The 14,942-nt window shown below is 65.3% G+C and carries 14 protein-coding genes; 3 read left to right on the top strand and 11 right to left on the bottom strand.

The window, feature by feature from the left end; all coding sequences use genetic code 11:
- Positions 1 to 19 precede the first annotated feature (19 nt).
- The 5 genes from EO245_RS01665 to EO245_RS01685 form a co-directional block, all read right to left on the bottom strand.
- On the bottom strand, positions 20 to 1,405 hold the full coding sequence (locus tag EO245_RS01665; protein ID WP_164931238.1) for an SGNH/GDSL hydrolase family protein: 1,386 nt from the start codon (positions 1,403 to 1,405) through the stop codon (positions 20 to 22).
- Positions 1,406 to 1,485: 80 nt separating this feature from the next.
- Positions 1,486 to 1,836 carry a hypothetical protein gene (locus EO245_RS01670; protein WP_128891301.1) on the bottom strand — a complete coding sequence of 117 codons (351 nt, stop codon included), beginning with the start codon at positions 1,834 to 1,836 and terminating at the stop codon, positions 1,486 to 1,488.
- A gap of 54 nt (positions 1,837 to 1,890) precedes the next feature.
- Entirely contained in the window at positions 1,891 to 3,081 is a 1,191-nt protein-coding gene (locus EO245_RS01675) for a glycosyltransferase (RefSeq protein ID WP_128891302.1), read from the bottom strand.
- Entirely contained in the window at positions 3,078 to 4,406 is a 1,329-nt protein-coding gene (locus tag EO245_RS01680) for a hypothetical protein (protein WP_128891303.1), read from the bottom strand. The genes EO245_RS01675 and EO245_RS01680 overlap by 4 nt, the downstream gene beginning before the upstream one ends.
- Positions 4,403 to 5,626, bottom strand: a complete 1,224-nt coding sequence (locus tag EO245_RS01685) for a WcaI family glycosyltransferase (protein ID WP_128891304.1) — start codon at positions 5,624 to 5,626, stop codon at positions 4,403 to 4,405. The genes EO245_RS01680 and EO245_RS01685 overlap by 4 nt, the downstream gene beginning before the upstream one ends.
- Positions 5,627 to 5,775: 149 nt before the next feature.
- On the opposite strand from EO245_RS01685, the gene EO245_RS01690 reads away from it, so the two are divergent.
- Positions 5,776 to 6,009: a hypothetical protein gene (locus tag EO245_RS01690; RefSeq protein ID WP_128891305.1), complete on the top strand. Its 234-nt coding sequence runs from the start codon at positions 5,776 to 5,778 to the stop codon at positions 6,007 to 6,009.
- Between the two features lie 22 nt (positions 6,010 to 6,031).
- Here EO245_RS01690 and EO245_RS01695 read toward each other — a convergent pair whose 3' ends face one another.
- The 5 genes from EO245_RS01695 to EO245_RS01715 all read right to left on the bottom strand — a co-directional run bounded on the left by EO245_RS01695 (position 6,032) and on the right by EO245_RS01715 (position 12,198).
- Positions 6,032 to 7,426, bottom strand: a complete 1,395-nt coding sequence (locus EO245_RS01695; RefSeq protein WP_128891306.1) for a sugar transferase — start codon at positions 7,424 to 7,426, stop codon at positions 6,032 to 6,034.
- Between the two features lie 100 nt (positions 7,427 to 7,526).
- Positions 7,527 to 8,558: a DNA polymerase III subunit delta gene (gene holA, locus EO245_RS01700; protein WP_128891307.1), complete on the bottom strand. Its 1,032-nt coding sequence runs from the start codon at positions 8,556 to 8,558 to the stop codon at positions 7,527 to 7,529.
- On the bottom strand, positions 8,555 to 9,043 hold the full coding sequence (lptE, locus tag EO245_RS01705; protein WP_128893414.1) for an LPS assembly lipoprotein LptE: 489 nt from the start codon (positions 9,041 to 9,043) through the stop codon (positions 8,555 to 8,557). The genes holA and lptE overlap by 4 nt, the downstream gene beginning before the upstream one ends.
- Positions 9,043 to 11,556, bottom strand: coding sequence for a leucine--tRNA ligase (gene leuS / locus EO245_RS01710; RefSeq protein WP_128891308.1), 2,514 nt, complete (start codon positions 11,554 to 11,556; stop codon positions 9,043 to 9,045). Before leuS ends, lptE begins: the two co-directional genes overlap by 1 nt.
- 189 nt (positions 11,557 to 11,745) lie before the next feature.
- On the bottom strand, positions 11,746 to 12,198 hold the full coding sequence (locus EO245_RS01715; protein ID WP_128891309.1) for a DUF3576 domain-containing protein: 453 nt from the start codon (positions 12,196 to 12,198) through the stop codon (positions 11,746 to 11,748).
- Between the two features lie 331 nt (positions 12,199 to 12,529).
- Between EO245_RS01715 and EO245_RS01720 the strand changes: the two genes are divergently transcribed.
- Entirely contained in the window at positions 12,530 to 13,267 is a 738-nt protein-coding gene (locus EO245_RS01720) for a hypothetical protein (protein WP_128891310.1), read from the top strand.
- 121 nt (positions 13,268 to 13,388) lie between these two features.
- A complete protein-coding gene (gene phbB / locus EO245_RS01725; protein ID WP_128891311.1) occupies positions 13,389 to 14,111 on the top strand; it encodes an acetoacetyl-CoA reductase in 723 nt (240 codons plus the stop codon).
- Positions 14,112 to 14,129: 18 nt separating this feature from the next.
- On the opposite strand, the gene EO245_RS01730 is transcribed toward phbB, so the two are convergent.
- Positions 14,130 to 14,903, bottom strand: a complete 774-nt coding sequence (locus EO245_RS01730) for a LuxR C-terminal-related transcriptional regulator (protein WP_128891312.1) — start codon at positions 14,901 to 14,903, stop codon at positions 14,130 to 14,132.
- Positions 14,904 to 14,942: the final 39 nt, after the last annotated feature.

Consider the following 14,942-nt stretch of genomic DNA (forward strand, 5'->3'; position numbering starts at 1 on the left):
TGAACCGCCGGAATGTGGCTCAGGCCCTGCCGGTGCTGCGCAAGTGCCGTTTGAGCATGGAGGCGTTGAGCATGCCGATCATGCGGTGACCATGGTCGTTCGGGTGATAGCCATCGTCGCCGACATAGATATCGCCCGTTCCCCAGCCGCTCGGGGCGACGCTGGTCCCGCGACCGGTGATGTAGGCCGGGCCGACCTCGCGCACCGGCTCACCGGCGGCATGGGCATATCTGAGCGCGCCGTCGAAGCCGTAGATCTGCTTGCCGCCGGACAGGCCGACCGCGGTAACCACCACGCGTTCGCGGGTCGCGCCGCTGCCGATCTCGACGGTCGCACCGATCCGCAGGTTCGTGTCGGGCGTCGAACTCGAAGTATTGACCCGGAACCCGGCGGATGCGTCGACGGCGGTGGGCGTCCCCGTATTACCCGCACGGCCAGCGGCAAGATTGTCCATCAGCATGCCTGCATTGCCGACCGCCGGTCCCGAAAATTCCATCGGCATCTCGAGCAGGCTCATCCAGGCACCGCCCGCTTCGGTGAAGGCGGCCTTTGCGGCGTCGAGAACGTCCCAGCTTTCCGAGGGCCAGGCCTCGACGCCGAAGGCGGTATTCATCCCGCCTGCCACGACGCAGTCGGGCAGGGCCTTGCGCAACCGGCTGACGAGCGAGCGCACGCCCGCGCCGACCGCCTGCGGGCCGTAGGACATGTCGTTCACGCTGCCGAACAGGAAGACGACTTCGGGCCGGTACGCGATGACATCCGCTTCGAGGCGCTCGTTCCAGTTGGGGCTGAGACCCGAGGCATTGGCGACATAACCGGTCCCGCCGATGCCCGAGGTCCAGACATCGTCCCACCCCATCGCGTCGGCGAACCAGTTGGTCCATCCGGTCGGGGCTGCGGTGGTGAAGCTGTCGCCCATGCAGATCGCGCGTGGCCCGCGAGCCGGCGCGGCCCAGATCCCGTCGCCCGTGCCGGTCCAGACACCGGCGAAAGCCGACTTATAGCTCACGAGATCGATGCGGCGCACATCGCGCGAAGCGAAATCGATGCGGATATATTGCTCACCGTCCGTCGTGATCGGATCGAGCGAGAGATACTGCCCGTCGATCTTGACCAGCACACCTTTGGAATTGTTCTGGAAGTGAAGCTCGATCGCGGCGCCATCGTGATAGAAAGAGAATTGCTGGCTGGCGGGAACGCGCGGCCCCGCCAGGTCGCTCGTCACCGTGGCAGCGCTGCGAAAGCCGAGAGTGGGGCCGGTCGTATCGGGCAGGCCGCGTGCGAAGGTGAAGTGCGCACCGGTCGGCTGCGATGCGATGGGGTAGGAAACGTTGCCGCTGCCCGCGAACCATGCGCGCGGCAGGCTCCGCGTGGAGGAAACGGCAAACGGCGGGGGCGAAGCCATTTGGGCGGCAACGTGATCGGCAGCCGGCATGGGCCATGGGCGAACGGGCGGGCTTGGCCGCGGCATGTGGAGCGCGCGCATCAGTCGAGCACCCACGCACTGGCAGTTGCCGTCGAGCCGAGCGACATTCGCTGGCGGACAGAGAACGGCAGCAGCGTCACCCCCGGAGCGAAAGTCAGCGGAAGCTGCGTCGTATCGGCGAGCTCGAAATTGAGCACGCCGCCCTGGCTGCAATCGACCAGCAGCGCCTTTCCGGGTTCGACAGCGGTATCCTCGACCAGCGCCCGCGCGGCCACATAAGGCGCCTCGACAACCGGGACGGGATTGGAAGGTGAGACAGGCAAGGCGGCGCCGTCGGCCCCTTCGGTTGCAACGGCGGCGAGCGGCACGAAGCGCGCTGGATGTCGGATGACGGGAGTAAGGTCAGGCATAGATGGCTCCTTTCGAACCAGTGCCTAACCAAATGGGTTATCTGTAGGAAAGCTCTATTTCGCTGCGCGAGCCTCGATCGACAGGAGTTCGATTAACCGCGCCGCAACCGCAACGATTTCGAATTGCTGCTCGAACAGCTTCCTGCCCCGCTCGCCCATCGCGTCGCGCTCGCTAGCCTCGAGCGAAGCGATTTCCCGGATCGCTGCGGCGGCACCATCGACATCGGTTGCGCAGACGATGCCTGCCCTCGCGCGCACGATTTCCGGTGCGATATTGACCTGGTCGGAGATGACGACGGGGCGGCTGCAGGCAAGCGCTTCCGCGACGATCACGCCGAAATTCTCCTGATGCGAGATGAGCGCCATCGCTTCGCAGCCTTGAAGCGCGCCCCATTTGGCGTCGCCCTGCAGCATGCCCGGCCATGCGATCCGTTCACCGGCGCGCCTGGCGCTTTGGCGAGAAAGCAGCGCCTGCCGGTAGTCGTCATCGCCCGGCCCGGCCATGACGAGCGCGTAGTCGTGCTGGTCCAGCGTAGCCTCGAACGCATCGAGCAGGATTTCGCACCCTTTCTTGGGATGCAGCCTGCTCATGAAGAGCAGGTACGGCCTCTCCCCGATCTCAGGCACCAGCTTGCGAAAGGCTTCGACCTGGCCCGGCGCGAACGGCGGCACGCTCGTGCCGTAGCCGACAATCTCGCCGCGCACACCCCATGGCTTCCATGTGCCGCGCGCCAATTCCAGCTCGCGCTCGCAAGTGAACGCGCCGGCTGTCGCCGCATGCATCAGCGGGCCTTCGTTCACGCGCCACAGAACACGCTTCACGGCATCCTTCAGCGGGTATTGCTCCCGGAACCATGGGTCGAGCATGCCGTGGGGAAACACGACATAGGGGATACCCGATCCGGGCAGCACCAGGCGCGCCGCCCGCGTCGCGTAATTCCACAAGCCGTCGACGATAACCCCGTCGTAGGAAGCGAGATTGTCCGCCAGCCAATTCACCGCCTCGGGCGAACGCCGTGCCCAGCGCCGCAACGAGGCAAGCGGCCCGGACCCGTCGGGCGCTGGCGCACCCTTCGCGTGGACCGGCATCGGGCAGTCGCTCACCCAAGGATCGTCAGGCCGATCAAGCGTAAGCATCTCGGACGAGTGGCCGGCTGCCTCGAAAGCCTCGTGAAGCCGAAGCACCCCTTCGACCGGGCCGCCGCCATCCGGGTTGCAGCTCGCAATGACGTGCAGCAGCTTCATCGGCGATTGGGGGACAGTTTCTCGGCTTGCGGCGCAAAGGTGATCGGCCGCCACCACCCCGGCTCGGGACGAGCCTCGCGGATTATCCAGAGCAGGGTGACGATCTGGAAAGCAGCGGTGAACCGCTCGGTCGATCCGAAGGGCGAGAAGGGTATCGCCCAGACCAGCCCGACAGCGAGGAAGGCGACCAGCGGCAGCAAGGGCTCGCGGCTCTTCAAGAGGCGATAGCTGGCGATGAAAGGCAGGGTGAAAATGTACAGCCAGAACACGGCCCCGAGCACCCCTGCCTCGACCCAGGATCCGAAGAAATAGCTGTGCGTCGGGATCAGCTCGCGGCGCTGGAAGAACGGGTCTTCCCAATCCATTCCGAGCCGAAGGCGAAGCGAGCGATAGAGCTCGACATAGCGCCGGTCCTTCGCCCAGCTGCCGTGCCCGATGATCGGGGAATCGGCGATTGCCCGCACCGAGATCAGGCTTTCAGAGCGTCCACCGAGCAGCAGCGAGATCTCGCCCGATGTCTGCTTCTCGTGCTTGACCTGTGCCTCGGTGCCGAGCGCACCCGATCGCGCGATATCGCCGTAACCTGCACTGATCGCGCCTGCCCCGATGATCCCTCCGATAAGCAGGATGACGAAGCCAGTCGGCCTTATCCGCTGCTGCAGGGCGGGCCAGCGTTCCACCATGATGACGAGCATGCAGATGACCGCCGCAAGCGCGATCACTACGAATGCGGATCGCGCGTTCTGGAACAGCACGAAAGCTGCAAGGCCGCCGAGCAGGAGCGGAGCGAGCTTGCGCAAGTGCGGGGCGAACCGCGCCGCGAGGATCAGGGACGAGGCAAGAATGAAGACCGCCGCCTGGTCGTAGCCGAACTTCCATTCGGCTCCCTCGTATTCCTCCAGCACGCCTAAGCCGGCGGCCAGTCCCATGCCGAGGGCGAAGGCCACCAGGTAAGCTCGGCGGCGCGGCAGGAAGAGCCAGAGCGCCGCGATCTGGATGCCGAAGAAGGCGATCTTGGCCCAAACCCTCAAATAGTCCTGCGGCGCGGTATCCCGGACGAGGTCGGTCACGATTTGCGATACGAGCCACAGGGCGAGGAGTATGAAGACGGTCTTGATCCGCGCGAGCCGCTCGATCGCATCGGGCGCCTTGAGCAGGAATACGAACAAGGCGACGCCGATCAGGTCGGTCAGGTACAGGCGCCCGAAGAACTCGATGACTACCAGCCGGGTCAGGGGATAGGCGAAGGCGACCAGCACCCAGGGATCGAATTCGATCCGCCCCCTTTCGCGGGATTGTGCCAGTGTCTGGTCGATCGTACTCATGGCCCGCCGTGCTCGCTCGCCGCCTGTTCCAAGGCTATGGCAAATCGCTCGAGCAAGACAGGGGCCGACCAGCGTTCGCGCGCAAGTTCCCCGGCTTTCTTGCCGAGCCGGACGCGCAGCCCCTCGTCGCTTGCCAGCCGTTCGACCGCCATGGCGAGCGAGGCCGCATCTCCGGGTTCGGCAAGGATGCCGCAGGGTGCAACCTCTTCGCCGAGCGCGGTGGCCGGATCGGCAGTCGCGACGACCGGACGGCCAGAAGCGAGCATGTTGGTCAGCTTTGATGGCAGCACGAGGTCGGCGGCCCCGGCGATCTGGGTCAGCACGTGAATATCCGCCATGGCGAGCAGCGCGCCCAGGTCGCGGCGCTCGACCAGCGGGCGGATATGCAGGTTCGTCGTTCCTTCCGCATCGGCCTCGAGAGCCTCGCGCGCGGTGCCTTCCCCGCACACGACCCATTGGACATCGCTTCGCCCGGCCGTCAGGCGCGCGGCCTCGCCGATGATATGCGCGCCCTGCTTGAGCGCGAGATTGCCCGAATAGAGCGCGATCGGCCCGTCCGGGATCGCGAGCTTCCTGCGCAGCTGCTCCACTTCCTCCGCTCTGGCTGCGAGGTCGGTGTCGGCCCAGTTGCGCAGCTCGATCGCGCGTTGCGGCGCCGCGCCCTTCTCGATCGCCTTCGCCACCATCGGCCGGGATATCGAGCTGACATGGTCGAAGCCCGCGATGACCCGGCGCTCGAATGCCGATCCCATGCGTGCAAGCATGCCGCTCGACAGCAGGCCGGTAGCCACCGCTGCCTCGACTTCGAAATCCTGGATATGCAGCCAGGAGGCCGCGCCCCACTTGCGCGCGAAGCCAAGCGCTACGGGCGCCGCGACGAGAGAAGGCGCGATGGCGAGGACAAGGTCCTGCCGGTCCAGCTTCGTCATTGCCCTGCGCGCGCTCCGCGCGAAGCTCAGGTAATGCGCCATGCGTGATGCCGCGCGCGGACGAGCGGGAATGAAATGCGAAACCCTGACGACGGTGACGCCGTTCTCGACGCTGCGGCTGCCGTGCTTGTCGAAACCGGGGGCGAGCCGCCAGTCGGGGTAATAGGGATTGCCCGCGACAACCGTCACATCGTGGCCCCGCCGTGCGAGGAACTCCGCGAGCCCGCTCGTGTATGGCCCGATCCCGATCGGTTCGGGGGCATAGTTCAGTCCGAGAATGGCGATCTTCATGGGCTATTTCGGAGGTAATGCAACCGCGCAGCCGCCACCAGCATACACTCCGGATTAATCCCCCTCGGGCTATGGAAATGGCGGAAATTCGCGGTTTCGGTTGACCTGCGAATCGCGAAACGGCAGAATCTGTTGCCGGAGAACGAGTTGTGAGACGCATTGTTACCCTGCTGGCCGGCGCGAGCCTGGCCCTTGGCGCGGTTTCCGCGCAGGCAGCCGTGCGTCCGCAGGTCGCTGAATTCGGCATCATCGCCGATGACGATTACCAGGCAAAGGAACGCTTTGGCTGGGCTTGGGCCGGGGTAGCGATCCTGCTCGGTCTCGGCGTAGTCCTGTTCGTCAACGACGATCCCGGCAGCCCGCGCGGCAACAGCCCGCGCTGACCGCCAACCCTTTAGCAAATACTCAATAGGCGTTGTGGTGTCGCAGGACGCCCAGTGTCCTGACGGCGATCATCAGGTCGCGCTGCAGGCTCCAGTTCGCGATATATTCGAGATCGGATTGCAGGCGCATCTCGAGGTCGCTCTCCTTCTCCGTCGCCCCCCGATGCCCGCGAACCTGCGCGAGGCCGGTCATGCCCGGCTTCAAGGAATGGCGGTGCCAATAACGCTCGTCGACTTCCCAGAAGCGCTTGTCGCCCGCTTGCGAAGCGATCGCGTGCGGCCTCGGCCCGACGATCGACATCTCGCCTCGCAACACATTGAACAGCTGCGGCAGCTCGTCGATGCTCGTCTGCCTGAGGAAGCGGCCGAGCGGGGTGATCCGGTCATCGTCGCGCGCGGTCGAACGCTCGCCCGTCCCGTCCGCGTGTTCGCTGCGCATGGTGCGAAACTTGAACATCGGGAAGAAGCGATTGCCGCGACCATGGCGTTTCTGGACGAACAGGGCGCGCTCGCCGTCCTGCAGCCGGATCGCGACGGCAATCAGCAGCATTGGCAGGGCGAGGACCAGTAGCGCGCTTCCGGCAACGACAAGATCGAAGAAGCGCTTGCCGATACGTCCGCGCAAGCCCAGCGGGCCGGTCGATACGACGAGGCCGGTGCGCGCCTGGTTGTCGTAGCGTTCGATCCCGAGGATCGGCATTTCGCCGGTCGTGTCGCTGATCACCTGCCCGTCGACACCAGCGGAGCGCAGGACGAAAGCCCAAAGCTCGCGGCGCTCGGCAGGGCAGGTGACGATCACCTGCTCCTGGTTCGTCAGGCACTGGCCGAGACGGTTGAGCATGTCGGGATCGTCGCGATTGGGGACGAGGCCGGCCTCGCCCGCACACAGGTGGCGCGCATGGCCGAGCGTGAAACTCGGGCCGCCATCGTCGATCACCAGCACATTGCGCGCGACCTCGCCCCAGCGGCGGCGCAGGACAGCGGCGCTGGCGACCCGCAGTCCGGCAAGCAAAGCCCCCGAAATGACGATCCCGAGGGTGAATGTCCCGCGCGAGAAAGTGGCGTTGAACTTCGCATAGAAGGCAATGAAGTTGAGCAAGGCCGCTGCCACGATCATGGCCAGCGCAATCCGCCTGATCGCATAGCCGGCATCGGTCAGCGAGCGGATCGAATAGACCCTCTGGTAGAGCGCGATCGTCAGGAAAAGCGGCACGATAAGCTGCGCCTCGAGCATCGCCTGCGCGTCGGGCAAGGCGCCGCGATAGGCGAGCCCGGCAAGCGCGAAACCCAAGGCGACCAATGCGACATCGGCAAGTACGAGGAACAGGTACGCGCGCAGCCGCTTGTGCTCGAGCGAAGGCACGGCCGGGCCTACGGCCGATCGTTCGCCATTCAGCCTGAATGCTGGCGCGTTCATTGCAACTCGCTTTCGTGCGGACCCGACCGGGTTCTATCAGGACGGAACCGATTAACCGCTCTACGCAGTACTACTTATCAACAGTAGATGGAATTCCGCCCTAGCGGCGCGGTGCAGCGGCGCGGGCGATCTCGGCGAGCCCCTGCGACAGCAGAAGGTCGGCGGACTGGCTGTTGGCGAGCAATTGCTGGTGCATTTCGGCGAGGCGCGAGACCAGCCGGTCGAGCTTCTTGCCACGCCAGCGGCGCAGCTGGTTGGCGATGTCGCGCTCGTCCTTCCAGAAGATGCGACGCGCACGCTTTTCTGCCTGGATCGTCTGCCCGATATCGGCGCGCGGCCCCATGCGGGCGGAGATCTGCGCCAGTTGCGCGGCGCGGCGCTCGAATGCGAGCAGCAGTCCGACCGGGTTGAGCGAAAGCTCGCGCATGCGCTGGAGCTCTCCGCCGAGCTTGTTCACCTCGCCCGAGAGGACGGCATTGACGACCGGCATGAAGCCGTCGTCGTCGGTCTTGGCCCCGATCGCATCGAGATCGTCCGCCGATACGTCGACCGGGCTGGAAGGCGAGCCGTCGAGATAGAGCGCCAGCTTTTCGACCTCGGACGTCGCCAGCCGGATATCGAGGCCCGAGGCACGCGCGATGCGTTCGGCGATGCCGTCGTTCATCCTCAGCCCGGATGCATCGGCGAGATTGCGCACGGTTGAGGTGATGTCGCGAATGTCGGGCGGATAGAACATCGCGACCAGCGCATCGTCGCGGGTCGCGAGCAGCTTGGCGATGCGCGATTTGTCGGTCGCGCCGGTTGCAACGATCAGGACCGGGCAAGCCTCGCCCGAACCCAGCAGGAGGTTGCCGACAGCATCGAGCGCCTCGTCACCCGCAGTGCGCACGAGGATGTGACGCTTTTCGCCGAACAGCGAGGTCGAATGCGCTTCGTCACCGAGCAGGACCGGATCGCGGCGCAGCTCCGCGCCGGGGATTTCGACGCGCTCGCCTGCGTCGGGCAACAAGGAGACGATGGACTGCGCGGCGGCGGAGGCCCCGGCCTCGTCGGGACCGCAAAAGTAGAAGACCGAGCACTGCTGCGCGGCGCGGCGCGCCTGGTTTGCGAAATCGCGCTGCGTCGCCTTCACTGGCGATCCCTGAGCGCGAGCGAGACCTGCGTCACAATGCGCCCGGCGACTTCCTCGGCGAGGTTTTCGAGCGCGCGTTCTTCCGCCGCAATGGTCGCATATTCGCTTGAGACGACGTCGATGCCGGCATCCGAGCCGGCGGTCCGGTCGAGCAGGATTTCGCCATTGGCCAGGTCGACCAGTTGGTAACGCGCGCGCAGGATGCGGCGCTCGCGGCTGATCGAATCGTCGCTCAGCACGCCTAGGCCTTCGAGCTGGTCGTCGAGCCGCACATCGAGCCGGTAGCGCGGGCTCGCATCGCCCGCGACGCCGAGCCGGTCGGTCAACGCATTGCGCATGAGCCAGCCGGCACGCCCCTCGATTGCGGGAACATCGACGGCCGCGAGTCCCTGTCCGACCTGCCCGCTGCTGCCGCCCGCATACATCGGCTGCAGGCCGCAAGCCGACAGCGCGAGAGCGAGGAGAAGAAGGGCAGAAGCGCGGATCACGTAACGATATTCACCAGCCTGTCGGGCACGACGATGACCTTGCGAACCTCGGCCCCGTCGATCGAACGCTGCACCTTCTCGCTGGCGAGCGCAAGCGCCTCCAGCTCGTCCTTCGACAGGCCCTTGGCGACGGTCAGCGTGTCGCGCAGCTTGCCGCGGTGCTGGACCGCGATGGTCACCTCGTCGTCGACCAACAGCGCCGGATCGACTTCGGGCCAGGCTGCTTCGGCCAGCAGCCCTTCGCCGCCCATGTTCGACCAGGCTTCCTCGGCAAGGTGCGGCATCATGGGGGAGACGAGATGCAGCACGGCGCGGATGGCCTCGCTGCGGCTCGCGCTCGCCTCGGCCTTTTCGATCGCGCCGGTCAGCTCGTAAATACGGGCAACCGCCTTGTTGAAGCCGAGCGCTTCGATGTCGTCGGCAACCGCAGCAATGGTCTGGTGCGTCTTGCGGGCAAGCGCCTTGTCCTCGCCCTCGGCCGAAGCATCGTACTGGCCGAACAGGCGCCAAAGCCGCTGGACGAAGCGCCAGCAGCCCTCGATGCCAGCTTCGGACCAGGGCAGGTCGCGTTCGGGCGGGCTGTCGGACAGCATGAACCAGCGCACCGCATCGGCGCCATATTGTTCGATGATCGTGTCCGGATCGACGACGTTCTTCTTCGACTTGGACATCTTGATGACGCGGCCGATCTTCACCGGCTTGCCATCCGCCTTGAGTGTCGCAGCCTCGCCGGTCCGCTCGACTTCTTCGGGGGTGAAGTAGGTCTCGCGCCCGCCGTCATCGCGGCTGTAGGTCTCGTGCGTCACCATGCCCTGCGTGAACAGCGAGGCGAAGGGCTCCTTCACGTCGACCAGCCCGCAATGCGCCAGCGCGCGGGTCCAGAAGCGGGCGTAGAGCAGGTGCAGGATCGCGTGTTCGATCCCGCCGATATACTGTTCGACCGGCATCCACTTGGCGACCTCGTCCTTGTCGAACGGCTTGTCGTCCGGCTGGCTGGCGAAGCGCAGGAAATACCACGAGCTGTCGACGAAAGTGTCGAGCGTGTCGGTTTCGCGCTCGGCCTTGCCGCCGCAGGTCGGGCAGTCGACATGCTTCCATGTCGCGTGGCGCAGCAGCGGGTTGCCCGGGGTCTGGAAGTCCACGTCTTCCGGCAGGGTGATTGGCAGGCTGTCCTTCGGCGCCGGGACGACACCGCACTTCTCGCAGTGGATGAAGGGGATCGGCGTGCCCCAGTAGCGCTGGCGCGAAACGCCCCAGTCCCGCAGGCGCCAGACGGTCTTGCCCTCGCCCGCACCCTGCGCCTCGATGCGCTTGATGATCTCGCGCTTGGCGTCCTCGACCTCCATGCCGTCGAGGAAGTCGGAGTTCACGATCACGCCATCGCCCGCTTCCGCTTCGCCATCGAAGGGCTTGCCCGCGTCCTCGACGCTCGTAGCGACGACACGCGGGATCGGCAGGCCGTACTTGGTCGCGAATTCGAAGTCGCGCTGGTCGTGGCCCGGCACCGCCATGATCGCGCCGGTGCCGTAATCCATCAGCACGAAGTTCGCGATGTAGACCGGCAGGTCCGCACCGGTGAACGGATGCCTCGCGGTGATGCCGGTGTCGAAGCCAAGCTTCTCGGCCTTCTCGAGTTCGGCCGCGGTCGTGCCGCCCTTCTTGCACAGGGCGATGAAGTCGCGCGCCGCATCGCTGTCGAGCGATTGCGCGACCGGGTGGTCGGCGGCCACCGCGACGAAGCTCGCACCGAAGATCGTGTCCGGGCGCGTCGTGTAGACCGGCAGCTTCTCGCCATTCGACAGCTCGAAACTGAATTCGAGGCCCTTGGACTTGCCGATCCAGTTTTCCTGCATCAGCCGCACCTTGTCGGGCCAGTCTTCGAGATCGCCAAGGCCGGCCAGCAGGTCTTCGGCGAAGTCGGTGATCTTGAGGAACCACTGGTTGAGCTTGCGCTTCTCGACTTCCGCGCCGCTTCGCCAGCCCTTGCCGTCGATCACCTGCTCGTTGGCGAGCACGGTCATGTCGACCGGGTCCCAGTTGACCTCGCTCTCCTTGCGATAGACGAGGCCCGCTTCGTAGAGGTCGAGGAACAGCGCCTGTTCGTGGCCGTAATATTCCGGGTCGCAGGTCGCGAATTCGCGAGACCAGTCGAGCGCGAAGCCGATGCGCTTCAATTGCGCTTTCATGTTGGCGATATTGTCGCGCGTCCAGCCGCCCGGATGCACGCCCTTCTCCATCGCGGCGTTTTCCGCCGGCATGCCGAAAGCGTCCCAGCCCATCGGGTGGAGCACTTCGTGGCCGCGCATCTTCTTGTAGCGCGCGAGCACGTCGCCCATCGTGTAGTTGCGCACATGCCCGATGTGGATGCGCCCCGACGGATAGGGGAACATCTCGAGCACGTAGCTCTTCGGCTTGGTCGAGTTGCTGTCGGCCTCGAAGCAACGCGCGTCGTCCCACGCACGCTGCCAGCGCCCGTCGGCGCTCGACGGATCGAAACGGTTATCGCTCATGTCAGCCCTGTTAGGGATTTGGCGGCTCATTGGAAGAGCCTAGACGCTAGGGAAGGACTTTCCCCGGGCCGGAGCGAAAATCGTTCTGTGCGAGAACCGGCGCGCAGCGACTGCAAAGGTCGTGAGCACCGGAAGCGCAGCGCAGGGCGATTTGCAGCCCGGCCCCAAAAACAAAAAGGGGGGGGGAAGTTAGCCCGTGACGGCCTGGCGGCGCAGTTCGCGGGCCTTGGTCAGGATGATGTCTTCCAGCTTCTGCACGGTGGCAGCCTGGACCGGAGCATCGACCCAGTTGCCGCCCTGCATGACCTGGCGGCTGGCGGCGACGCGAAGTGCATCGGCGCGCAGGTCCTGGTCGAGGATGGAGACGGTCAGCTTGACGCGTTCGCTCGGGTTCTGCGGATTGGCGTACCAGTCGGTGACGATCACGCCGCCCGCACTGTCGGCCTGCAGCAGCGGCGCGAAGGCCACCGTGTCGAGCGAGGCGCGCCAGAGGTAGGAGTTCACCCCGATCGTCGTCACCTGCGCTGCGGCAAGGTCGGCCTGCGGGCGCTCGCGCCCTCCGCATGCGGCGAGGCTCGCCACGGCAGCGGTTGCAAGCAGGATGCGCCCGGCAGAGCGCGCGAAAGTCTTGGGTGAAGCCATGGTCCGTCCCGGTCCTCGAAATTCTTGTTCGTTCACGCCTCTAAAGAGGCATCGCCCCAACGGCAAGGCATCGCGCCACAAAGCCGTGCGCCAATTGCCGGGGCCGCCTGATCAACACGCCCCGGCGGCTGAACCGGGCCTTAAACTATCCATGGGGCACACAAGTGTGGACCTGCTGCCACACAGCGGCAGATTAGCCATTCCCTAGGGTTAAACCGCTTTCCCTGCTATCGTGACAAACCTATCAATGTGAGTCGCTTAGCAGGGACTCGGTCAGGAACCGTTCAGCGGGTTTCGTGTCTAAGCAGCGGAGAGGTAATTCGACGACGCCATGGGCAAGCGAGCAAACATCGTAAAAGGTCGGGCTGGCCGCGCAGTATGCGCCGCCGCCGCTTTTGCGCTGCTCGTGCCGAGCGCGGTCGTTGCTCTCCCCTCGCTGACGCAGGATGGCGAGATCGCCAATTTCGGGATTTTCACGCCCGCGAATGTCGATCCCGAACTCGCGCAGCGCGTCTCGGCCAACATTCGTTCGAAGGGGCTCGCCGCCCGCTTCACGCCGGTCGGCACGGAAGAGAATCGCACCGTCACCGTCGCAGTGCGCGTCGATGAAGGTACGGCTCGCGCCATCTCGGTTCGCAATGCGACTGCCGCAGCAGCCGGTCCTGCCGGCCAGCGCAGCAGCACGCTCGCGGCGACTCAGTACAATCTCGGCATCGCGCGCGGTTATCAGAACTTCGCCAAGGCGCCGGCGCTGCCGGATAACGTCCGCCGGATCGACATGCCCGATCTCTCGGCCTTCGAGCCGGGTCGTGGCAGCGAAGCCGACAAGCCGTCACGCTTCCAGCCGCGCATCTCGCTCGAGCAGAGCGAATCGATCGGCCGCGCCCCGCGCACGCTCGATTCGCGCGGCGAACAGTCGTTCGACCTCGGCGGTGCCTATCGCATCACCAGGAACCTCGACGTGACCGCGGGTGTCCGCCTGTCGCAGGAAAACGATCGTCTCGCTCCGCTGACCGACAATGTGCAGGACAGCCAGGCGGTCTATGTAGGGACTCAGTTCCGCTTCTGATCCCGCTTCCGGATCGTGAATTCGTATGACAAGCCCCGCTCCGGCGGGGTTTTTCTTTGCCTGCATTCCCGGCTGGCCTATGCCTGACGTTACGGAATCTTGAGAACCGAGGGGATGGAAGATGGCACGCGTTGCAGTTGTTACCGGTGGTTCGCGCGGGATCGGCCGCGCCATTTGCGAAGCCCTGAAGGCAGACGGCTTCACGGTCGTCGCCAACTATGCGGGCAATGACGCAGCGGCAAAGGCCTGCGCGGACGAGCTCGGCATCAAGTGCTACAAGTTCGACGTCGGCGATCACGAGGCGGTTCTCGCCGGTTGCAAGCAGATCGAGGAAGAGGTCGGCCCGATCGACGTGGTCGTGAACAACGCCGGCATCACGCGCGACGGCACGCTCCACAGGATGAGCTGGGAAGACTGGAACGAGGTGATGCGCATCAACCTCGGCGGGTGCTTCAACATGGCCAAGGCCTGCTTCCCGGGCATGCGTGAGCGCGGCTGGGGCCGGATCGTCAACATCGGTTCGATCAACGGACAGGCGGGCCAGTACGGCCAGGTCAACTACGCCGCCGCGAAGTCGGGCATCCACGGTTTCACCAAGGCGCTGGCACAGGAAGGCGCGAAATTCGGCGTGACGGTGAACGCGATCGCGCCGGGCTATATCGACACCGACATGGTCGCCGCCGTGCCCGAGCCGGTGCTGGAAAAGATCGTCGCCAAGATCCCGGTCGGCCGCCTCGGCCATGCAGAGGAAATCGCGCGCGGCGTGTCCTTCCTCTGCGCGGACGATGCAGGCTTCGTCACCGGCTCGACCATGAGCATCAATGGCGGCCAGCACATGTACTGATGTCCGCCCGGGCGCACCTTATTCGAATTCGTAATCCCGGGTGATGAAAGCCTGCCCGTCGTAAGCGAGCGTCACTTTTTCGTAAGCACCCCGGAAGCGCTCGAAATCGGTGTGGAAATAGACGGTCCATTCGTCGAGGCCGTCGCGCTCTATGACGCTGATGCGCTGCGCTTCCCTTTTCGTCGCCCGTCCGACTTCCATTCGCCGCTCGACGAGACTGTTCCATCCTTCGAGATTGCGCTCATCGGGCGCAGTCGTTCTCGAATCGGGGCCGAAGTCCTTGCCGTCGACCAGTCCAAGCCAGGCACGCGCGACAAGTTCAGCCTGTTCGAGCTCTTCCTGGGGGACCGGGGCCGCAGCTGCCATTCGAGATGCGTCGGTCGGGGTATCCGGGGTGGCGGGCATGGCTTCCGGCGAAGTGCCCTGCGTGGCGAGCAGTAGCGAGGCAAAAATAAGGGACATGAGTGCGGCTCCGATCAGGACGTTTCGAGACGCCTTCGAATGATGGCCATCCGAGGCAGTCGCACCGTCCCCTCCCCCGCTCTCGGGCGCACCCCCCAAATCCTTGGCCGCAAAGCTTTCGGGTGCCTCGCACTCCGTCTCGAACAGCTTGCGCGCGGCTTCCTTGCTGCTCGTCACGCCCAACTTGCGACGCGCAGCGCGCAGCCGGTCGTTGATCGTGTGGACCGAGAGAGACAGCTCGCGCGCCATCGACTTCGCGTCGTGCCCGCGCACCATGAGGCGCAGGGTTTCCTTCTCTTTCTCGGTGAGTTGCGCGAGCCCGTCGGTCATTGCGCGGCAAGGGTAAGCCTCCCTCACGCAGACAACTAC

The sequence above is a fragment of the Erythrobacter sp. HKB08 genome, from assembly GCF_004114695.1.
Classification (GTDB): domain Bacteria; phylum Pseudomonadota; class Alphaproteobacteria; order Sphingomonadales; family Sphingomonadaceae; genus Parerythrobacter_A.